Source organism: Burkholderia sp. COPS, from assembly GCF_019425585.1.
Classification (GTDB): Bacteria; Pseudomonadota; Gammaproteobacteria; order Burkholderiales; family Burkholderiaceae; genus Burkholderia; species Burkholderia cepacia.
In genome coordinates this window covers 280,303-300,794 of the sequence record NZ_WIXR01000009.1, presented here as the reverse complement: position 1 = coordinate 300,794, position 20,492 = coordinate 280,303, and the positions used below count along the sequence as shown (strand labels likewise).

Genomic DNA, 20,492 nt, shown 5'->3' with positions numbered 1-20,492 from the left:
GGGCCGGCTAAAAGGTGACCTCTTTTGTAGGTTGGCAAAAAAGGTGATCTCTTTTGCGGTATTTGAACAAAACTATCAAATTATTATTTTCAATAGTCTAAATTCGAGCGGGCGAGTCCGGTTGCCAAGGCATCGAACATCTGTCGATCCGCTTGCCTGTCTCGGTAGACGAGCGTGCCGACATAGTCGACTCGACGCTCTGAGCACGCTTGCTGGAGCAATCCACGATTAGGAGGGCCTATGCAGAATTGGGTGTTACGGTAAAGTTGCGAAGAGCAAATTCAGCCCCTCGGAAATGAGGGGATGCGCGATGATTGCATCGCGAACGGCCATATAAGGCAGTCCGCCGAGCATCGCCATTTGCACGGCTGTCGTCACGTCACCAGCGCCGGTACCCAGCATCGTGAATCCGAGGATCCTGCCGGTATCTGGCTCGACCAGCGCCTTCATGAAACCCCGAGTTTTTCCGTCGGTACGCGCGCGCGGCACCGACGTCATCGGCAGCTTCGCCACACGGACGTCGATCTTCAGGGCATCTGCTTCTGATTCGTTCAAGCCGACGCGGCCCAGTTCCGGATCGATAAACAGCGCATAGGGGATGATGCGCTTTTCGGTACTCGCCGGACGGCCTTCGATACCCGCCTTGAGAACGCGGTAGTCGTCGAACGACGCGTGCGTGAACATCGGCGTGCCGGCGACCTCGCCGATTGCCCAGGTGCGCTCGGCTGTGGTTGCAAGCCGGTGGTCGACCTTGATTAAGCCTCGTGCATCTGTCTCGACGCCCGCGAGATCCAGCCCGATCGCATCCGTCTGAGGCTTGCGCCCGGCGGCCACAAGCAGGTGCGTACCGGTCACGGAGCTTCCGTCGGCGAAATCAACCGTGACGCTCGCACCGCTTCTGCCGTGGACCGCAACAATCTTCGTGCCGAGCCTAAGCTCGATGCCGTCCTCGAGAAGCGTCTGCTGGATCACCACGCTGACATCCTCGTCTTCGCGCATCGCGACGCGCGGCGTATCGCTGAGCAGGGTGACCCGGCTGCCAAGACGACGAAACGCCTGGGCCATCTCGAGGCCGATGTAGCCGCCGCCCAGCACCACGAGGTGTTCGGGTAGCACGTCGAGGCGCAATGCTTCGACATGGGTGAGCGGATGCGCATCGCGCAGCCCGGTGATATCGGGCATGGCCGCCACGGTGCCGGTGTTGATGTAGACGTTTTCGCCTTTGTAGACGGTTTCGGCCCCGTCGTCGGACCGCACCACGATCGTACGCGGTCCGACAAAGCGGCCGGCGCCGATGACGAGGTCGAGGCCCGACTGCTCGAACGCGCGGCGATTGATCTCGATCATGCCGCCCACCACGGACCTAACGCTTTCGGACACGCGCTCCATATTCGCCGACAACTCCGATTGCTTCGAAGCTTCCCGCCACACCTGCATCGAGCGCGCCGCATGAATAAGCGCCTTGCTCGGGATACAGGCGACGTTGATGCAGGATCCGCCAATCATGCCGCGCTCGATTACCGCAACCCGTTTACCTTGGCGTGCCATATCCATCGCGAGCGATTTGCCGCCTTTTCCGCCACCGAGAAACAGATAGTCGTATCGTTTGGTTTCTGCCATTTCGAGATCCTTTTCGTTTCAATGAACGCTGGAGCGTGCGCGATCGAATCGGCAGATCGCCCGCACGCAGTTTCCGGTGTCCCGTGCCGGCGAAGCACAGACTTCCGCCGGCACGGAGTTGCCTCGCCGCATCAGCGCGAGCCGAGTTTCTCGATTGCGTCGCGAACGCCGGCCCCGTAGGCCGGGTCCACACGATGGAAGTGGTCGAGCTGGCGCTGGACGATTTCCACGGGAACGCCGGCGATATGCCGGGCGATGTTGTCGAACAGCCGCGCACGCTGCCCGGCATCGAACAGGCGGAAGAGCGCGGCCGGCTGGCTGTAGTAATCGTCGTCCTCGCGATGGTCGTAGCGGTCCACCGCGCCAGCCGCGAGCGGCGGCTCGGGCGCGTTGCGGTCCTGCGCGAATTCGCCGAAGCTGTTCGGCTCATAGTTCACTGTGCTGCCCAAATTGCCGTCAACGCGCATCCCGCCGTCGCGATGAAACGAATGGACCGGGCACTTCGGCGCGTTCACCGGAATCTGATGGTGATTCACGCCCAGCCGGTACCGCTGCGTGTCGCCGTACGAAAAGAGGCGGCCCTGCAACAGCCGGTCGGGCGAGAAGCCGATGCCGGGCACCACGTTCGCCGGCGTGAACGCGGCCTGCTCCACGTCGGCGAAGTAGTTTTGTGGATTGCGGTTCAGCTCGATCACGCCGACGTCGATCAGCGGGTAGTCTGCATGCGGCCACACCTTCGTGATGTCGAACGGGTTGTACGGCACCTTCGCCGCATCGGCCTCGGGCATTACCTGGACACGGAATGCCCAGCGCGGGAAATTGCCATGATCGATGTTCTCGACGAGGTCGCGCTGTGCGCTCTCACGGTCGTGCGCGACGACCTGAGCAGCTTCGTCGTTCGTATAGTGCTCGACACCATTGAGCGACTTGAAATGGAACTTCACCCAGAAACGCTCGTCGTTCGCGTTGACGAGCGAATAGGTATGCGAGCCGAAGCCATGCATTTGCCGGTAGTTCTTCGGAATGCCGCGATCGCTCATCAGGATGGTGACCTGATGCAGTGACTCGGGGTGGCGCGACCAGAAATCCCACGCGGCGATGTTGCTGCGCAGGTTCGTGTGCGGGTCGCGTTTCTGTGTGTGGATGAAATCGGGAAACTTGAGCGGATCGCGAATGAAGAAGACCGGCGTGTTGTTGCCGACGACGTCCCAGTTCCCGTCTTCGGTGTAGAACTTGATCGAGAAGCCGCGCACGTCGCGCTCGGCATCGGCGGCGCCGCGTTCGCCGGCCACCGTGGAGAAACGGATGAACAGCGGTGTCTCGGTGCCGACTCGCGAAAACACCTTCGCCTTCGTGTATTGCGTGATGTCGCGCGTCACCGTGAGGGTGCCGAACGCGCCGGAGCCCTTTGCGTGCACGCGGCGCTCCGGGATCACCTCACGGTCGAAGTGGGCGAGCTTTTCAAGCAGCCATACGTCCTGGAGCATCACGGGGCCGCGCGAACCGGCGGTCATCGAGTTCTGGTTGTCCGCGACGGGCGAGCCGGCGGCATTCGTGAGAAGGTTGGAATTCATGATCCGATGTCGACGCGCAGGTCGAAGGAGAAGGTAGGAAAAGCTGGCCTACGCCGCGGGAGCGGCGTACCTGGCAGAGCGCCGTCGACGTCGTCGCGCGCCGGCCAAACGCCGCGTGTTACGACTGCAGGAAAGCGAGCAGGTCGGCGTTGACCTGATCCGCATTCACCACGCACATTCCGTGCGATCCGCCCGCGTAGACCTTCAGCGTCGCGTTCTTTACGATCCCGGCCGACAGCCGGCCCGAGTCTTCGATCGGCACAATCTGGTCGTCGTCGCCGTGCAGGATCAGCGTCGGCACGTCGATCTTCTTCAGGTCTTCGGTGTAATCCACTTCCGAAAACTCGCGGATGCACTGGTATTGGCCGTGAATGCCACCGGTCATGCCCTGCGCCCAGAACGCGTCGATTGTGCCTTGCGACACCTGGGCATCGGCGCGATTGAAGCCGAAGAACGGAATCGCGAGATCCTTGTAGAACTGTGAGCGGTTGTCGGCGACGCCCTTGCGGATTCCGTCGAATACGTCGAGCGGCAGGCCGCCCGGATTCGCGTCGGTCTTCAGCATGATCGGCGGCACGGCACCGATCAGCACCGCCTTCGCGACGCGATTCGTGCCGTGCCTGCCGATGTAGTGAGCGACTTCCCCACCGCCCGTCGAATGGCCCACCAGCGTCGCTTCACGCAGATCCAGCGCGTCCAGCAGCGCGGCGAGATCGTCGGCGTAGGTGTCCATGTCGTTGCCTTGCGACGGCTGGTCCGAACGTCCGTGACCGCGGCGGTCGTGTGCGATCACGCGATACCCGTGTTGCAACAGGAACAGCATCTGCGCGTCCCACGCATCTGCGTTGAGCGGCCAGCCGTGGGAGAATACGACCGGACGGCCTGCGCCCCAGTCCTTGTAGAAAATTTGCGTGCCGTCTTGTGTGGTGATGGTGCTCATGGTCTTCCCGGAATGAGTGAGGAATGCGTCGAGGGGCCTCAGAAGCCTTCCAGCACGATCTTGCCCTTTGCGCGGCCGGCTTCGAGCAATGCGTGCGCACGGCGCAGGTTGGCGGCGTCGATCCTGCCGAGGTGTTCGCCGACGGTGCTCTTCAGCACGCCGTCGTCGATTAGCGTGGCGACGCGCTCGAGCAGCGCGTGCTGGCGAATCATGTCAGGCGTGCGATACATCGACCGCGTAAACATGAATTCCCAGTGGAGAGAAATCGACTTGCGCTTTAGCGGCATCGCATCGAGCGTCGCCGGATCGTCGATCAGCGCAAGCTGGCCTTCGGGCTTCAGGATCTCGACGATTTGCGCGTAGTACGTGTCGGTATGGGTGAGGCTGATCACGTGATCGACCTGCTCAATACCGGCTACGGCCAGTTGCGACTTGAGCGGCTTTGCATGGTCGATGACGTGATGCGCGCCTAGCCCGGCGACCCACGCCTGCGTTTCCGGCCGCGACGCCGTACCGACGACCGTCAGCGCGGTCAGCTTGCGCGCTAGCTGGATCAGGATCGAGCCGACGCCGCCGCCAGCACCGATCACGAGCAGGCTTTGCCCGGCTCCGCCGCCCTCCGCGACATGCAGGCGATCGAACAACAACTCCCACGCGGTAATGGCGGTCAGCGGCAGCGCAGCAGCGTCGGCCGCCGATAGCGTAGCCGGCCGGCGGCTCGCGATGCGCTCGTCCACGAGGCCGTATTCCGCATAGCTGCCCGGCCGCGTGATGTCGCCCGCATACCAGACCCGGTCGCCCGGCGCGAACAGTTCGACGCTGCCGCCGACCGCCTCTACCGTGCCCGCCGCGTCCCACCCGAGAATCCGAGGCTCGCCCGGCTGCACGCCCTGACGCAGTTTCAGGTCGACGGGATTGACCGCGATGGCGTCGATCCGCACGAGCAGATCGCGGGGCCCCGGTTCCGGCTTGGGCAGTTCGGCTTCGTACAGCGACTGCGGATCATCGATCGGCAGGCCGGCCGTGGCGTAAACGATGGCTTTCATGAAGCAGTCCTCATGATGGAAGATGGGTGGCGGCGCTCATGCGCCATCCAGAAACACGCGCACGTGCGATACGTACGCAGATGCGTACTGAAACAGCGCGCCGTGGCCGGAATTCGGATAGACGATCAAGGTCGCATTCGGCAAGCCCTCGGCGAGCAGGAGCGAGTTCTTCGTCGGAATCATGATGTCGTTGTCGCCGTTGGTCACGAGCACCGGATGCGCGATGCCCGCCAGTTTCCCGCGCACGTCGCCACGCCAGTTCGCCCAGGCGATCATCGCCTGCAGTTGTGCCGTAGCCACCGGAGCGCCCGCCGGCGTGTCGCGCTCGGTGCCGCGCGTCTCGAGGCGGTCGATAAACGCCGCGGCGGCGACCTGGGCGTCGGCCGTGGCGGGGAAGAACAGGCGCTTGAGCTTCTCGTTCATCGGCATGTCACCGTTCGTGTAGATCGCGACGAGCTCGGGGCGGTCCATGCCCGCGCCTTCTCCGCCTTCGGGTGCGCTGCCTGAAAGGATCAGGCGGCCGATGGCGGCCGGCCGTGCGAGCGCGATTTCCTGCGCGACGAAGCCGCCCAGCGAAAACCCGAGAATGTGCAGCCTCGTCAGACCGATCGCGTCGATGAAACGCATTGCATGCTCGGCCATTCCGGCGACCGTCGTCGGCACTTCGCCGCCCGATGCGCCGACGCCGGCGTTGTCGAACAGGATCACCTCGCGATCCTCGGCGAGCGCATCGACAATCGCCGGATCCCAGTTGTCGAGCGTGCCCGTGAAGTGTTGCAGACAGAGGAGCGGCACGCGGCCGCTGCGACCAAACCGGCGAAACGCGTAGCGCACGCCCGCCGCGTCCACATATTGCGTCGGCGCGTTGGCGGCCCGAATCGTAGAATTCATGGTTGCAAGTCCTTTCGACGCGCGTCGCGCGTTCGTCGATGTCAAAGTAGCGTGATGTCGTGCAGGTCGATCGACACGACGAGCGGTTGCTCGACCGAGGTGCCGTCTTGCTGGCGTGGATAGATCCGCCGGCGGGTCGGGAAGCGAATCCCGGAGACCGTGGTATAGCCGTCGACGTAGTGCGCGCCCGGTGTGCTGCCGGCAATCTCGACGTCGTAGTCGAGGCGCCGGACCAGAAGGTCGGACCCGACGTAGATCGCCTGGACTTTGCTGAATACTTCGAGCGAAGCCGGATAACGCACGACGATCTTTCGCCAGGTCTCGCCGCGTTCATGCCATTGCCCTGCGTCCTCGGACTCGACGCCGTCCCAGGCAAGAAGAAACGGTGTGTTCAGATACGTCCACATCGCGCAGCCGGCGAAGAACGCGAGCTGCAATGCGTCCCAGCCGGTTTCCAGCACGTGGCCGGCGAACGACGCGCGGGGCTGGTCGCGTGCATCCAGGATGTGCTCGTTACCGTCGAGCAGCGCAACGTGCTCGCCCGTGAAATCGCTGCGTGCGGCGAGGGTTCCGAACGGCGCGTGCGAAGACCACTGGCGGTCGGTCGCCACGGTCACGGACGTACGGTCAAGCACACCGGCTTGCCCCTTCAACGGCCACAGGACGCCGCCCTGCACCAGGTTCGCGCGAACGCGGGTGAACTTGCGCCACTGGGCCAGCCCGCCATGTGCGTCGATGATCGTTTGAGCGAGTGTGTTCATGCTGCGGCTCCGTTGGGTTCGTCATTCATCACGAGGACCGCGCGAAAGCGGACTTCCGCGCGCATCATCCGGTCATACGCCAGTTGTGCGTGGTCGAGCGGGAACGTTTCGACGAGCGGCCGCACGTTCTGCAGCTGCGCGAACGACAACGTCTCCTCGTTGTCGGCGACCGTGCCGGTCAACGCGCCCGCAACGGAGCGGCCTCCGAACACGAGATCGAGCGCGTTCAACGTGATCGGCTCGTCCGGTACCGCCACGACGACGAGCTTGCCGCGCGGGGACAGCCCTGGCACCACGTCAGACATGCCCTTGCCGGTCGGCGCGGTGCCCAGGATGACCTTGGCGCCACCCATCGCGCGCAGCGCGCCCGGGACGTCTTCGACGCTCGCGTCGATATAGCGGCGCGCGCCGAGTTCCAGCGCAAGCGCGCGCTTGTCGGCACCGCGTGCAATCGCGACGGTATGAAAGCCCATGCGGTTCGCGAACTGGACCGCGAGATGCCCGAGCCCGCCGATTCCATGAATCGCGACGACGTCGCCCGCGCGGGCGCCCGCGTTGCGCAGTGCGTTGAACGTGGTCAACCCCGCGCACAGTAGTGGCGCGGCCTCTGCTGCATCCAGTTCCTCGGGCACGCGGACGAGACCGCGGGCCTCGGCCAGCATCATTTCGGCGTAGCCGCCATCGACCGTCATGCCCGTGATGACCGGATTCTCGCAGTTGACGGCGTCGCCATGCCGGCACGACGGGCATACGCGATCCTCGCCACCGAGAAAGCCGACACCGACGCGCTGGCCGATTTCCCAGCCGGCAACGCCTTCGCCGATCGCGTCAATGCGCCCGACGACTTCGTGGCCAGGCACTCGCTGAGCCGCGCCGTCCTGTGTCGCACGCTCGACGGTCGCGCTGTCGGAATGACAGACGCCGCAAGCCTCGACGCGAATGCGAACCTGCCCATATGCCGGGCGCTGCACCAGCCGATCGACGATGCTCAATCGGCCGGGGCCCGTTACGACTGCGGCGCGGTAAGTCGTTTGCTGTTCCATGTGCCCTCCGTTATTCGAAGCGAAAATCGGACAGATCGACGCCGACGATCAACGGCTCGGGCAGCGCGACGTTCTCGGGCGTACGCGGGTAGATGCGAAAGCGGGTCGGCATCCGGATGCCCTGCACCTCGACGTAATCGCCGACGTAGCGAGCCGCGGCATTGCGCCCCTGGATGTCGACTTCATAGTCGTGACGGCGCAGCAGGCCGTCGGCATCGAAATAGAACGTCTGGGTCGCGCTGTGGGTCGCGATGGACGGCGCGAATTCGACTCGCAGCCGCCGCCACGTGAGCCCATCGACGGTCCACGGGTCGATTTCGTGCGCGTCGATACCGTCGTGTCGAAGCAGGAACGGCGACGTCAGGTAAGTCCACATCGTGTAGCCGGCGAAATAGGCGAGTTGCGGATTCGACCACGGTGTCTCCATCTCGTACCCGTCGAACGACGCGCGAGGCTGCTCGAGCGTCTCGATGACGCTCCCGTTCGGACGCCGGATCTCGACGCGAGACGGCGTATAGACGGAATGGGCGTCGGTCGGCGCGAACGGTTCGTGCGACACGCGCTGCTCGTGAAGATCGACCGTTACACGGCAATCGGTCAGCACACCGTCCCGTTGCTTCAGCGACCACAACGCGCCGGTGTGATGGAGGCGGGCGGAGACTGTCCGGAAACCGAGAAAGCGGTCGAGCCCACCCGCGGCGTCCAGCGCCAGCTGGATCAAGTCGTTCATTAAAGTGTCCTAATCGAAATATCGGGTTGTCGTATCGAAGCGACTGGCATCGTCATGTATTCGCGACGCTGGCGAGCGACGCCCGCGCCGCGGTCGATCGTGTCGCGTATGCGCGTGCTACGATGTCGCGCCGACGAATGCGGCGATATGCCGGGCGGTCGATCGCGGATGTTCGAGTTGCGGGCCGTGCCCGGCACGCGGGAACGTCACCAGATGCATCGTCGGCAACTGGCCGTTGAGCGCGTACCAGTTCTCGACCGGGAAGACGATGTCGTGGTCCCCGCCGATATGGAGAACGGGAATCGGTGTCGACTTCAGTGCGTCGAGCACCGCATCTGCTGGAAACGCGGGATTTTTCGGACCGTCTCCGAGCTGTTTCCCTGCCCATTCGTACGGTACCGGCGGGCTGGCATCCGCGCGCGGCTGCGCGAGTCGCTGCGCGGACGCTTCGGCCGCGGCGCGGCTCGCCGGCGAAGCCGGTTCGAAGAACAGTGAGACGAAGTCTTCGAAGTCGTTTTCGCGTTTCGCCATTTCGTAAAACAGCGGGTCTGCCGGCTTGACCAGCGGGCCGGGCGGCGTCGTCGCGATCAGCACCGCGTGGCTGACCAATCGAGGCGCGGTGGCCAATACGATCTGCGCGACCATGCCGCCGATCGACCATCCGCCGATCACGACCTTGCCGAGTTCCAGCGCGGCGATCAAATCGATCGCGTCCTTGGCGAGCGACGCCGGACTATAGGTCGGCTCGCCGCTCGACTGGCCGAGACCGCTGTAGTCGAACGTCGTGACCTGGAAGCCTTGCTCGACCAGACTGTCCAGGAACAGGGAGTCCCACGAGTCCATCGTTCCGCGAAATCGCACGCAAAGCACCAGCGGTATTCCGCTTCCGAACGTGCGATACGCGAGACGCCGGCCTGCGACCTCGACAAATCGGGTCGTGGCATTCGTGCTTTGAGAAACATGAGCCATATATATGTCCGCTGTTTGAGCCAGTCATTCAGTAAATAAATTTCCTCGCTAAACGAGGCGCGGCAAATCATCTACTTGCCCGGATGCCGTAATCAGGACGCCTGCGGCATACACGTTCACGTCACCCCGTCGCGACGAAAACTTTCCGATCGCTGCGCAGGTGATTGCGGAATCCGGCCCGATAAATTCGATCAACGCGTTGACCTGCTCGCCGGAAAGCAGCGGGCAGCCATTTCCGTCCATGACGTTGACGACCAGAACGATGCTTGCATCCTGATCGATCTTCGCTCGGACGCCCGTTAGGTCGACGTCCGATCCGCCATCGACCACGACTACCTCGACGGCCCGGCGACAGCGCGTCGTCAGTTCGTCGGCCATCTCGTTGAGAAGCGGCCGAATCTCGTCGATCAGAACAAGGTCATAGCCGTTTTTCGCAAGATGCTCCGCGTAAGCGGCGCCTATGATCGACAGCGCCCTGCTTACGACGGCGGTTCCGCGACCCGGCGACATGGCTGTTTGCATGCTCGGCAGTGCGTTGAATCGAGTGCTTATCATCCGCGCGGTCAGCGTGCTTTTCCAACGACATTTATAATCATTTTTTCGGACACGACGGACGGTGGCGAAGATGCATCGGATTGGCTATTTGCTGACTGACGAATTTCAGGTCATGGCCATCGGCACGCAAACGATATTCGAGTTCGCGAATGTGCTAGCACGCGAACGTGTCTATCAGGTGACGAACTATTCGGTTTCCGGGGGGCCGATTCGCTCGTCCCTGGGTGTCTCGGTCGTAACCGAAGCGATGAACAGCCGGACTGCCGCGGACACGTGGATGATCAGTGGCGTGATCGATCCGACCAATCACGTCACGCCCGCCAGCGAGCTCGAATTGATCGTCGATGCTTCCGCGCGCTCGCGACGCATTGCGGGACTGTGCACCGGCGCGTTCGCACTGGCGGAAGCGGGCCTCCTCGACGGGCGACGTGCCACCACGCATTGGGCCTATGTGGAAGCGTTGAAAGCACGCTACCCTCTCACACAAGTCGAGGACGATCGCATCTTTATCGTCGACGAGTCCATCTGGACGTCAGCGGGACTTACCGCGGCGATGGACCTCGCGCTCGGCATGGTTGAGAAGGATCTCGGCCCGGATATCGCGACCTCGGTCGCGCGCGTGCTCGTCATGGAGCGTCGGCGCTCCGGCGGACAGCCGCAGCGGTCGCAACTGCTCGAACTCGCACCGAAGTCGGACAGAATCCAGATGGCGCTGGCGTACGCGCGTCAGAATCTGTCGAAGCCGCTGCGCGTCGATGATCTGGCAAAGGCCGCGCATCTCAGCACGCGGCAGTTCGGGCGCATTTTCCTCTCCGAGACTGGTCAGTCTCCGGCCAAGGCGATTGAGCAACTTCGTCTGGAGGTCGCGAGGAACATGGTGGAATGCAGCCGGCATTCGCTCGAAATCATCGCACGCGAGACCGGATTCCGTGACCGGCGCCATCTGCGTGAAGTGTTCGTACGCGGGTATGGAGTCAGCCCCCAATCACTGAGGCGAGATAGCCGCAGTCAAGCTGTCGGCGAGACCGTTTAGTAGTATTGGCGTGTCACTCTTAAGGTTTTGCGGGCACAGCCTGCGGCATGTCAGCAAAACTCTCTTGCCGTCGTCGGCAGCGCCCGGAGTAGCTCGGACCGATCGACGAGCTTGCTCGTGATTAGCTGCTATTTGGCAGACCCGCAACGGGTGTTCTCAATCTTATCCGGCGGCGCCTGCTTCAAGCGATGTGATATAGCGCAGCAAGTCCTCTGTACGTCCCTCCGATACAAGCTGTTCGGCAGTCTTGTAGTCAAAGATTGGCAACGGATCATTGCGATACCAGAAGAGCGCGCTCTGCACGTCACCTGAGATATCGGTTGCCGCCCGGATGATCCGAAGCGCCTCTCGAAGGAACTTCTGGACGCTCTCCGAGCCCTCCAGGCGGCTCACCGTGTTGCGGTGTACATGGGCCAGCCGCGCGAGCGTCTGCATATCGATGTGCAAGGCAACTGCGAAACGTCTTGCCGAGATGATCGGAGCGATGCTTATCGGCTCTCTCAATGACGCCATGAATTGGGCGAAATCGCCGGACCTGCCGGTAATGTCGGATTCCATGAGGGTGTCCGGTTGCACACCATATGCACATTTGTAGCACATGCGCGGCTGCTTCGGCCTGCATATCTCAAGCTGACAGAGTAAGGAAAGCACGGATGCGGCTTAGGGGGAGCCGATTGGGCCTTGTGACAACGATGAGATTGCGTGACCCAGAATCAGCGCAAATCTTTGATTCTTATAGGGTTATGGGGCGTCGTCCAAACGGAGTTCAACTTTTCTGCGGATTTTGTAGGGAAAGGCCACCTTTTCTGCGACCCTACACTTTTGCGGTGTGTGAGCAGAACTACAGAGATCGTATTTTCAATAGTTTTTAGCGGGCGAGTTCGTTTGCCGAGACATCGAATATCTGTCGATCCGCTTGCCCGCCTCGGTAGACGAGCATGCCGACATCGTCAGCTCGATGCTGTGACCACGCTTGTTGGAGCAACCCACGAGCAGGAGGGGCGAAGATTGCGTTCGAGCGATGTAACAAATGGGTCGCCAACTGGCCGGGCACTGTACGAGCGTTGCGCATCGAGCGCCGCAGTTGTGGCGCGGCTCGAAGCTTGCGATGTTTTTCGGGTAGCGAAATTGCGACGCTCTTGAATTTCAGTGACGGTTCGCCGATAACGCCGCACTCTTTGTTGAAGCCCTGCATGACGGCATATGCGATATCGATCGACGCATCCGAATATGGGGCTGCCGCCCTGGCACTACGTGAACCGGGTACTCGCGCCCAGCGGATATACGATCGAACCGCCCGACCTGATCGTCGGGTTTATGGGTTCGGTTGTTGCTGTGCCCGAAAATGTTCGGTCCCTCGATACTCAGGCTAACGAACTGATCCAGCGCTCGCTGGCCCAGTCGGAAGATCTGCTCAACTCATGCAAACGGTGTAGCGGGAGTGATTTGTCCTCGGCGATGAAGTCATCAAGACATTCGGGACGCAACGTTACTTGCTTGTGGTCCTCGCCGTCGACAAAACGCCCCTTCGTCGCTTCTCATCGGAACGGGTTGATCCAGTCCAGGTGATCGAACGCGCTTTTATGCAGTCTCGGCCAGTAGCTGCCGCTGGCCGATCCTTCAATAGACCGCTCAATTGCGTCATCGAGATTCAGAAGCGGTCGCCGCGCCCCCATCCCTCGTAGAACACATCATGAGCCGGCTGAAACCGGAATCGGCCGGATATCGCCAAGACTCGCTTGTGAGGGTGCCTCGCCCAGCCATTGCATGAATTCGCCCACATGCCGCGCCCAAAGATCGGGACGAGTCATCGTGAAATGGCCCGGCGATGACGGTGTGCCCTGCTGCACCAGATACCGGCCATGCTGAAGCGTCGGCACAAGTCGCTCGAGAACGCGCAGGGTGTCAGGGTTGAATTCGTCGTCGGAGAAATTCAGGGCAAACAGCTTGGCCCGAATCCTGGAAAGCCCTGGCTCGGGATCGTAGTCAAACGACGACTTGAGCGAATAAAGAATGTCGTTCGCGTCGACATGCTCCGCCTGGAAGCGCACGGTCGCGAGAAACTTGCTTGCCGCCGCGCCGTCCGGAATTTCCTGCTGTAGCGCGGGCGCACTGTCGATCATCATTCGCAACACACCGAAGCCTTGGACCCAGCCTCGGGGCGTTTGCGTGTACTCCCCGCTCTTCCAGTCGGGATCGGAACGGATCGCGTCGATCACCATGCGCCGCCACAGCAGATTGCGGCCCGAGACCGTAATCGGTAGTGAGACCACGGGCATGAGGCCGTCCATCATGTCGGGATATGTTTCCGCCCATTGCCAGGCGTTCATGCCGCCCATCGACATGCCGAGAATCGCATGAAGATGCTCGATGCCCAAGGTTTCAGTCACCAGCTTGTGCTGGAGATCGACGATGTCGCCGTAATCGTAGTTTGGAAATTTCGCCCTTAACCCGTCACTCGGTTTGCTCGACTGGCCGTGGCCCACGTTGTCGGGAAAAATCAGGTAGTAGCGATTCGCGTCGAGTGGACGTCCCCGGTCGAACAGCGCTTTTGTGTAGGTCGGACTCAGCAGCGTTCGACTGTCCGCGCCGGTCCAGTGCAGGACCAGGACGGCGTTGTCAACGGCACCATGGGCATTGCGATGCGGCGTGCCGAGCGTTGCGTAGTGGATCCTCAGCCGGGGCAGCGTCTCGCCATCCCGGAACCGGTAGTTGTCGAACCAGGCATCGGCCTCGACGGCCGTCGGATTCGCGCGCGGGTCCCGCGGCGCCGTCGCTTCGCCGGCGGAGGCGGCCGACGGGATACCGGGCTGTGCCGACGCGGTGTCCTCAAACGCGGGGCCGCACAGCAGCAAGCCGAACAGCACGCTGGCTGCGGCACGGGTACGACGAAAGTTCACGATGATTTCCTTGTCCGATTGAAGAAGCGGTTTTGCACAGGGCGCGCTGGTGCCGTTGCTTCGGCAAGCTTCACCGCACGTTCGAGAGGCCCGGGCGGCGGCGCAGCAGGTCGAACGCCATGATGTGACTCGCTCCTGATATTCCGACGCCGTAGAACGGGATCAATGCCATCGGCAGTGTCTGGATGCCGGACATGCGGGGATCGTTGAGCAGGAAATAGGTCAATCCCGTACCGACCGCCACGACGAAATCTGCGAACCCGAACAGATGAAAGGTCAGATACCGGTTGCGTGTTTTCGGCAGCATGGTGACGCCGAACGCCATCAACCCCGCGATGAGGTCCCCCCATCCCGCATTCCTGACGAACGCTTCCGGCAGGAGATCGTGCGCCCCGTACCAGAAGAAGACCAGCGCGGCCGCAATCCGCCAGATATGAAACGCCGTCAGCGTTCTTAGCCCGATGGTCGCGACGTATGTGCGAAAGCCCCGGGACATCGAATAAACGACGACTGGCGCCACGATACCGAGGGCAATGAGGCAGGCGAGCCCCAGCGGGTAGATCGCTCGATAAACCCCCGCTTCGGCCGCCGCGGCAACGGCCAATCCCCAGACGATCAGCACACCCAGCAAGCCCGTCCCGCCGTTCTTCCGGATCTCGACGATCTGATTCATTTCCTAATCCAATTAGGTTAACTAAGCATTGATCGAATTACCGGTATCGACTGGACGTGACGCCGTAGATTAAAGCGCGCCTTTTCTGCCGTCTTCGGATACCTTCAGAAGCGGCACCGACTTGAGCAGGGTTTCCGGCTGCACCCGCTCCCAGAGACTTCCTTTGCCTTGCTGCCGGCCACGCTCGTCTTCGCGTCGAAGCCATTGCTCGACGGTCCGGATGCGGTTCGGATGGATTTCGTCGAGTAGCGCGTAGTCGCGGCGGATGACGCCGTGCTTCCAGATGTTCCAGAATCCGGTGAAGTTGTCGCGGAAACTCATCGTGCTCTTGTCATTCGGGTCCGCGTTGTATCCGGCGGGCGAGCTCGCCGCCATCTTGAGCGGGCCGTTCCAGTAAGTGCCCAGATCCGTGTCGATATAGCGCGCCGGATGCCCCGTTACCCGTTCGAACGCCTCGGCCAGCTTCCCGTACTCGACGTGCTCAATGGCGACCTGGAGATCCATGCCGTTCGCGCGCTCCGGGTGATCGAACAGCCAGCGCGCGTAGTAGCCGCAATCCTCCAGTGCGACATGCGGCACCGCGCCGTTGCCGAGCGGCACGCGCCAGGTGACGACTCCGTCCTCGACGAAGGGCATCATCGGCGTCTTCGCCGAAATGGCCATCTCCATGTATGGCCCGGTGGTGAACACGGCCGCGCCCATGCGGTCCCGGTTCGTCTGGTTCTGGAACAGGATCCATTCGCCTACGCGGCCTTTGCCGTCGTAATGGCCAGCACGAAAGCGCGAATCGTAGCCGGCCTGTTTGAGCGCGTAGTCGAGGTTGCCATACACGAAGAACTCGATGCCTTCTTCCAGCGCGATTTCGTAGCATCGTATCGCCCAGTAGATCTCCGTTTTCTCGCCGGTGTTGAACCCGTCCAGATTGACGTACGCACCGTCGCAGCCGCGAAAGCCTGCCCGCAGAACGGCTTCGTCGGCAAACGTGCCTTTCAGGATCGACACGTTGCCGAGTGCGAGCAGCGCCTTGGCGCGCCGGGAATCGGGATCCCGGCTCAACGCGCGAACGGAATACTTGCCGTCCGCGACGAGCGCGCTGATGACAGGCAGGCCCTGCGCGCCTGTACCACCGATGACGAAGATTCTGGAAGGGGCATGAGGAGGCATGATGGTTTCCTTGAGTTCGACGCTACGGACGCTCACTGACGACGTCGGTCAACAAGTGGGACACTCACTCTTATAATAAGAGTGAGTGTCCCACAAGACAAGAATTTTTCGGCACTTGAACTGGGAAGGCGGCGGGCTCTTGGGCGGAAGCGTCCTGTCGACGCTCATGCGACTCTTATAATGAGACTCACTCTCGGCGACGATCGCCGGGGCTAATCAGGGAAACGGCCATGCGCTCGAAGGGTTTTGACGGAATGGTGTGCCCGATTGCCGGCGTCATGGCGGCGATCGGCGACCGATGGGGCTTGCTGATACTGCGCGACCTTGTTTGCGGGCTCAGCCGGTACGACGAGTTTCGCCAGTCGTCCGGCATCACCAACGCGACGCTCAGCGACCGGCTCAAGCATCTGGAGGCCAACGGTCTCGTTGAGCGTAGGCGCTATCAGGTGAATCCGGAGCGATTTGAATATCTCCTGACTCACAAGGGCTGGCAGATCGCCCCGGTGATGCCGGTACTTGCCCAGATTGGGGACAGTCTGGACGTTTCCGGCGCTTCGGCGCCTCCGATGAGGTTCGTGAATCGAAAGACAGGCGCCGAGGTGCGGTGGAGCTTTATCGATCAGGAGACGGGGGAGCGGACCGACGCGGCGGATCTGGAGATCCAGGAAGGTCCCGGCGCAGACGAGCTGGTCCGCTGGCGCCTGTCGCACGGTAACCGGCGTCGCCGAAAAGCAGATCCGCCAGGCGGACGAGCGCCTGCTTGATGGTCGCCCGGGTTTCTCCGTAGAACGCGATCAGGTTCTTCCCGGACACCTCGTCAGGCAGCATGCTGCGCCGGCGATCGTGGGCGATCCTGGCGAGCAGCGCATCCCCGGCCCTCGCCGAATGTGTCGCTTGATCAGCTCGACATCTCGTGATGCCCGCCGACGTCGCCCGGCGTGCAGGCGCTGATCGAAACAGGCGACGCCGTGTCGATTGATAACCTCAGTGCATCAATTCTTCCAAAAATCGCACTTATCGTTTGATCGACGCCGGGAGAACATTCCGGAAAACGACAATCGTCCCGCCCCGCATATTTCCGGATTTTCAGGAGACACCTCGATGCACCCCTCGTCCAGCCTTCCGGCCGAACGTTCGAAGGCCGCCGCGATCTTTCGCGTCACGGCCGGCAATTTTCTCGAGCAGTTCGACTTCTTCCTGTTCGGCTTCTACGCCACGCAGATCGCCAACGTCTTCTTCCCTGCGCAAAGCGAGTTCGCTTCGTTGATGATGACCTTCGCCGTGTTCGGCGCCGGCTTCCTGATGCGGCCGCTGGGCGCAATCGTGCTGGGCGCGTACATCGACGAGGTCGGCCGCCGCAAGGGCCTGATCGTCACGCTGTCCATCATGGCGAGCGGCACCATCCTGATCGCGTTCGTGCCGGGCTACGCGTCGATCGGGCTGCTGGCGCCCGTGCTCGTACTGATCGGGCGGCTGCTGCAGGGCTTCTCCGCAGGCGCCGAGCTGGGCGGTGTATCGGTCTATCTCGCCGAGCTGGCAACGCCCGGCCGCAAGGGCTTCTTCACCAGCTGGCAATCGGCCAGCCAGCAGGTTGCGATCGTCATCGCGGCGGGCCTCGGCTTTGCACTCAATCAGTGGCTGAGCGCATCGCAGATCGCCACCTGGGGATGGCGCGTGCCGTTCTTCGTCGGCTGCATGATCGTGCCGTTCATCTTCATGCTGCGCCGCAACCTGGAGGAAACCCAGGAATTCAAGGCGCGCAAGCATCGCCCGGGCATGAAGGAAGTGTTCGGCACGCTGGTTCAGAACTGGGGCGTCGTGGTCGCCGGCATGATGCTGGTCGCGATGACCACCACGAGCTTCTATCTGATCACCGTCTATGCGCCGACCTTCGGCAAGACGGTGCTGCATCTGAGCACCGCCGACAGCCTGCTCGTGACGCTCTGCGTCGGCGTGTCGAACTTCGTGTGGCTGCCGATCGGCGGCGCGCTGTCCGATCGGTTCGGCCGTCGGCCGCTGCTGGTCGGCATGACGATGCTCACCGTCCTGACCGCCTATCCGGCGCTGTCGTTCCTCGCTCACGCGCCGTCGTTCGCCAACATGCTGCTCGTCCTGCTCTGGCTCTCGTTCATGTACGGGATCTATAACGGTGCGATGGTCGTCGCGCTCACCGAAGTGATGCCGGTGCAGGTGCGTGTCGCGGGCTTCTCGCTCGCCTACAGCCTCGCGACGGCCGTGTTCGGCGGCTTCACGCCGGCCATCTCGACCGGGCTCATTCACATGACGGGCGACAAGGCCGCACCCGGCTACTGGATGAGCTTCGCCGCGGTGTGCGCGCTGCTTGCGACGTTCGCGCTCTACCGTCACCGCACGGCGACGCTCACGCCGGCGCATTGATGTTCAGCCCATCCGAAACCTCACCCACCCACACGAATTCGCATGACCACGACCATGAGAAATCAGCTCCTGAAATTTTGCGCGACCGCGCTCGTCGCCACCGCGGCGTTTGCGGCCAACGTACAGGCGGCCGAGCTCCACGTGATGAGCTCGGGTGGCTTCACGGCCGCCTATAAACTGCTCGGCCCGCGGTTCGCGTCCACGACCGGCAATACGCTCGACACCGCGCTCGGCCCGTCGATGGGCAAGTCGCCCGAAGCGATTCCGAACCGGCTCGCGCGCGGCGAGCCCGCCGACGCCGTCATCATGGTCGGCTACGCGCTGGACGAACTGATCAAGCAAGGCAAGGTCATCCCGGGATCCCGCGTCGAGCTGGCCGATTCGCGCATCGGCATGGTCGTGCGCGACGGCGCGGCAAAGCCCGACATCAGCACCACCGAAGGTCTCAAGCAGGTGCTGCTGCACGCGAAGTCGATCGCCTACTCGGACAGCGCGAGCGGCGTGTATATCGAACGCGAGTTGTTCAAGAAGCTCGGCATCGAGGAGCAGGTGAAGTCCAAGGCGAAGATGATCCCGCGGATTCCGGTGGCGTCTGTCGTCGCGAACGGCGACTACGAAATCGGCTTCCAGCAGGTCAGCGAGCTGCTGCCCGTCCACGGTGCGACCTTCGTCGGCAAGATTCCCGAATCGCTGCAGTCCGTCACGCGCTTCGCTGCCGGCATCCCCGTCGGCGCGCAGCATCCGAAGGAAGCGAAGGCGCTGCTCGATTATCTGGCGTCGCCCGACGTGCAGGCCGACGTGCAATCGACCGGGCTGGATTCCGCTTCCGCTCATTGAGCCTGATCGACGGGAAGGCTGGTGTCAGACCGCCTTCCCGTCACCGCCGCCGTCTCCCGCGACACCGTTTTCATCGGCCCCGTCCGGCGAGGCCGGCCCGCCCGCCGCGAGCCTCTGCGCAAGACGCGTACGATCGCACGCACCTTCCCACAGCGAAACGAAGATCACCGCGCACGCATTGCTGATCACGCTGGTCAGGGCACGCGCCTCCGACATGAAGCGATCGATGCCGACCAGCAGTGCGACGCCGGCGACGGGCAGGTCGGGCATGACGGCGAGTGTGGCGACCAGCGCGACCAGCCCGCTACCGGAAACACCGGCCGCCCCCTTCGATGTGAGCAGCATGATGGCGAGCATCACCGCGATCTGCGACGCGGAGAGCGGCACGTCGCACGCCTGGGCGATGAACAATGCCGCGAGCGTCAGATAGATCGCGGTACCGTCCAGATTGAAGGAATAGCCCGCCGGCAGCACGAGCCCCACGATGCCCTTGTCGCAGCCGAGTGCCTCCAGCTTGACGATCAGACGCGGCAGAACCGGCTCCGTGGACGATGTCGCGAGGACGATGAGCAATTCTTCGCGCGTGTAGCGCAGGAGCCGCCACAGCGCGAAACCGTGCAGTCGCGCGAGCGGTGCGAGCACCAGCGTGACGAACAGCACGCAGGCCACGTAGAAGGACGCCATCAGCTTCGCGAGCGAGCCGACCGAACCGATGCCGAAACGGCCCACCGTGAACGCCATCGCGCCGAATGCGCCGAGCGGCGCGAGCCGCATGATCATCGCGAGCACGCGAAAGACGACCTGGGCGACACCGTCGATCAGCGCAAGAACGGGCCGGCCGGCCCGCGGGTGCGCATTCAGCGAGAAGCCGAACAACAGCGACAGCAGCAGCACCGGCAACACTTCGCCTTTGGCGAACGCGCCGAGCATCGTGTCCGGAATCACGCTCAGCCCGAACGCGACAAGCCCCCGCGGCTCCGCATGCTTCGCATACGGAGCGAGGATGCCTGGATCCAGGTGGTGGACATCGACGTGCATGCCGGCGCCGGGCTGCAGCACATATGCGGTGACGAGTCCGAGCGCGAGCGCAGCGGCGGTCAACAGATAGAAGAGCGCCAGTGCCCGCACGATCGTGCGGCCGATCGCCTTCCCGTTCGCCAGCGACGTGATGCCCGAGACGATCGTGCAAAAGACGATCGGGGCGATGGTCATCTTGACCAGGCCGACGAACGCATCGCTGAGGGGTTTGAGCATCGTGCCCGCCGCGGGCCATGCGTGACCGATGCCCATGCCGAGCATCATCGCGAGCAGAACCTGCACGTAGAGCGATCCAAGCGGCCTGGCCAACCTCACTGTCCG

20 protein-coding genes are annotated in these 20,492 nt (G+C 62.8%); 4 read left to right on the top strand and 16 right to left on the bottom strand.

The annotated features are described in order from the left end of the window. Window positions 1-255: 255 nt before the first annotated feature. The 10 genes from FOZ70_RS07290 to FOZ70_RS07245 all read right to left on the bottom strand — a co-directional run bounded on the left by FOZ70_RS07290 (window position 256) and on the right by FOZ70_RS07245 (window position 10,096). The gene (locus FOZ70_RS07290) at window positions 256-1,620 is read right to left on the bottom strand and encodes an FAD-dependent oxidoreductase (protein WP_193093210.1); all 1,365 of its coding nucleotides are present in this window, start codon (window positions 1,618-1,620) and stop codon (window positions 256-258) included. 131 nt (window positions 1,621-1,751) lie between these two features. Continuing rightward, window positions 1,752-3,194 carry a catalase gene (locus tag FOZ70_RS07285; protein ID WP_219705338.1) on the bottom strand — a complete coding sequence of 481 codons (1,443 nt, stop codon included), beginning with the start codon at window positions 3,192-3,194 and terminating at the stop codon, window positions 1,752-1,754. 118 nt (window positions 3,195-3,312) lie between these two features. Beyond that, window positions 3,313-4,134, bottom strand: a complete 822-nt coding sequence (locus tag FOZ70_RS07280) for an alpha/beta hydrolase (RefSeq protein ID WP_059620149.1) — start codon at window positions 4,132-4,134, stop codon at window positions 3,313-3,315. Between the two features lie 38 nt (window positions 4,135-4,172). After that, entirely contained in the window at window positions 4,173-5,180 is a 1,008-nt protein-coding gene (locus tag FOZ70_RS07275; RefSeq protein WP_021157506.1) for a zinc-binding alcohol dehydrogenase family protein, read from the bottom strand. 36 nt (window positions 5,181-5,216) lie between these two features. Next, a complete protein-coding gene (locus FOZ70_RS07270) occupies window positions 5,217-6,071 on the bottom strand; it encodes an alpha/beta hydrolase (RefSeq protein ID WP_060125902.1) in 855 nt (284 codons plus the stop codon). Window positions 6,072-6,112: 41 nt separating this feature from the next. Next, window positions 6,113-6,832 (bottom strand): hypothetical protein, encoded by a 720-nt coding sequence (locus tag FOZ70_RS07265; protein WP_219705336.1) that lies wholly within the window; start codon window positions 6,830-6,832, stop codon window positions 6,113-6,115. Then, on the bottom strand, window positions 6,829-7,875 hold the full coding sequence (locus FOZ70_RS07260; RefSeq protein ID WP_219705334.1) for an alcohol dehydrogenase catalytic domain-containing protein: 1,047 nt from the start codon (window positions 7,873-7,875) through the stop codon (window positions 6,829-6,831). Before FOZ70_RS07260 ends, FOZ70_RS07265 begins: the two co-directional genes overlap by 4 nt. A gap of 10 nt (window positions 7,876-7,885) precedes the next feature. Beyond that, window positions 7,886-8,605 (bottom strand): hypothetical protein, encoded by a 720-nt coding sequence (locus FOZ70_RS07255; protein ID WP_059620158.1) that lies wholly within the window; start codon window positions 8,603-8,605, stop codon window positions 7,886-7,888. Between the two features lie 117 nt (window positions 8,606-8,722). Beyond that, on the bottom strand, window positions 8,723-9,574 hold the full coding sequence (locus FOZ70_RS07250) for an alpha/beta hydrolase (protein ID WP_060125899.1): 852 nt from the start codon (window positions 9,572-9,574) through the stop codon (window positions 8,723-8,725). Window positions 9,575-9,622: 48 nt separating this feature from the next. Then, window positions 9,623-10,096, bottom strand: coding sequence for a hypothetical protein (locus tag FOZ70_RS07245; protein ID WP_059503516.1), 474 nt, complete (start codon window positions 10,094-10,096; stop codon window positions 9,623-9,625). A 103-nt stretch (window positions 10,097-10,199) separates the two neighbouring features. Between FOZ70_RS07245 and FOZ70_RS07240 the strand changes: the two genes are divergently transcribed. Beyond that, entirely contained in the window at window positions 10,200-11,162 is a 963-nt protein-coding gene (locus FOZ70_RS07240; RefSeq protein WP_219705529.1) for a GlxA family transcriptional regulator, read from the top strand. A 162-nt stretch (window positions 11,163-11,324) separates the two neighbouring features. Here FOZ70_RS07240 and FOZ70_RS07235 read toward each other — a convergent pair whose 3' ends face one another. The 5 genes from FOZ70_RS07235 to FOZ70_RS07215 all read right to left on the bottom strand — a co-directional run bounded on the left by FOZ70_RS07235 (window position 11,325) and on the right by FOZ70_RS07215 (window position 15,899). After that, window positions 11,325-11,720 carry a hypothetical protein gene (locus FOZ70_RS07235; protein WP_042973520.1) on the bottom strand — a complete coding sequence of 132 codons (396 nt, stop codon included), beginning with the start codon at window positions 11,718-11,720 and terminating at the stop codon, window positions 11,325-11,327. A 310-nt stretch (window positions 11,721-12,030) separates the two neighbouring features. Beyond that, window positions 12,031-12,357, bottom strand: a complete 327-nt coding sequence (locus FOZ70_RS07230) for a hypothetical protein (protein WP_193093216.1) — start codon at window positions 12,355-12,357, stop codon at window positions 12,031-12,033. Between the two features lie 496 nt (window positions 12,358-12,853). After that, entirely contained in the window at window positions 12,854-14,062 is a 1,209-nt protein-coding gene (locus FOZ70_RS07225; RefSeq protein WP_346656391.1) for an alpha/beta fold hydrolase, read from the bottom strand. 70 nt (window positions 14,063-14,132) lie between these two features. Further along, complete coding sequence (locus FOZ70_RS07220) at window positions 14,133-14,735, bottom strand: hypothetical protein (RefSeq protein WP_219705332.1); 603 nt, start codon at window positions 14,733-14,735, stop codon at window positions 14,133-14,135. Window positions 14,736-14,804: 69 nt separating this feature from the next. Further along, a complete protein-coding gene (locus FOZ70_RS07215; protein WP_219705330.1) occupies window positions 14,805-15,899 on the bottom strand; it encodes an NmrA family NAD(P)-binding protein in 1,095 nt (364 codons plus the stop codon). A 230-nt stretch (window positions 15,900-16,129) separates the two neighbouring features. On the opposite strand from FOZ70_RS07215, the gene FOZ70_RS07210 reads away from it, so the two are divergent. From FOZ70_RS07210 to FOZ70_RS07200, 3 genes are all read left to right on the top strand, one after another. Then, window positions 16,130-16,663: a helix-turn-helix domain-containing protein gene (locus tag FOZ70_RS07210; RefSeq protein WP_219705326.1), complete on the top strand. Its 534-nt coding sequence runs from the start codon at window positions 16,130-16,132 to the stop codon at window positions 16,661-16,663. Between the two features lie 337 nt (window positions 16,664-17,000). After that, entirely contained in the window at window positions 17,001-18,296 is a 1,296-nt protein-coding gene (locus FOZ70_RS07205; protein WP_027790157.1) for an MFS transporter, read from the top strand. Window positions 18,297-18,350: 54 nt separating this feature from the next. After that, entirely contained in the window at window positions 18,351-19,133 is a 783-nt protein-coding gene (locus FOZ70_RS07200) for a substrate-binding domain-containing protein (RefSeq protein ID WP_042973569.1), read from the top strand. A gap of 24 nt (window positions 19,134-19,157) precedes the next feature. On the opposite strand, the gene dctA is transcribed toward FOZ70_RS07200, so the two are convergent. Next, window positions 19,158-20,486: a C4-dicarboxylate transporter DctA gene (dctA, locus tag FOZ70_RS07195; protein WP_219705324.1), complete on the bottom strand. Its 1,329-nt coding sequence runs from the start codon at window positions 20,484-20,486 to the stop codon at window positions 19,158-19,160. Window positions 20,487-20,492: the final 6 nt, after the last annotated feature.